This is a genomic window from Paraburkholderia sediminicola (assembly GCF_046027825.1).
Taxonomy (GTDB): Bacteria; Pseudomonadota; Gammaproteobacteria; order Burkholderiales; family Burkholderiaceae; genus Paraburkholderia; species Paraburkholderia sediminicola_D.
In genome coordinates, this window is sequence record NZ_JAQQDU010000251.1 from 1 (window position 1) to 649 (window position 649).

A 649-nucleotide genomic window follows, 5' to 3' on the forward strand; every position below is an offset into this window, starting at 1 on the left:
CGCGTATGCGGTGGTGTCGGAACCGTCGGCCTTCGGTCTCGTCGATCCGGACAATCCGATTCCAGGCTTCCTGCCGTACGGCAATCGCGTCGAGCTGTTTATCGGCACGTTCGTCGGCGCGATTACGTTCTCGGGTTCGGTGATCGCGTTCGGCAAGCTGTCGGGCAAGTACAAGTTCCGGCTGTTCCAGGGCGCACCGGTCGTCTATGCCGGGCAGCACCTGATCAACCTGTTCCTCGCGCTCGGGATGCTCGGCTTCGGCGTGATCTTCTTCCTCACGCAATCGTGGCTGCCGTTCATCATCATGACGCTGATCGCGTTCGTGCTCGGTGTGCTGATCATCATTCCGATCGGCGGTGCGGATATGCCGGTGGTGGTGTCGATGCTGAACTCGTACTCGGGTTGGGCGGCGGCGGGCATCGGTTTCTCGCTGAACAATCCGATGCTGATCATCGCGGGTTCGCTGGTGGGCTCGTCCGGTGCGATCCTGTCGTACATCATGTGTCGCGCGATGAACCGTTCGTTCTTCAACGTGATTCTCGGTGGCTTCGGGAATGAAGCAGGCGCAGCGGCGGCAGGTGGGTCGGCGGAGCAGCGCCCGGTGAAATCCGGGTCGGCCGACGATGCGTCGTTCATGCTCGGCAATGCG

Annotated in this window: 1 protein-coding gene; it reads left to right on the plus strand. The window is 61.9% G+C overall.

Annotation, left to right across the window (positions count from 1 at the left end; all coding sequences use genetic code 11):
• Positions 1 to 649 (plus strand): NAD(P)(+) transhydrogenase (Re/Si-specific) subunit beta (locus PQQ96_RS42135; RefSeq protein WP_408303348.1); only part of this gene is annotated, 649 nt, incomplete at both ends.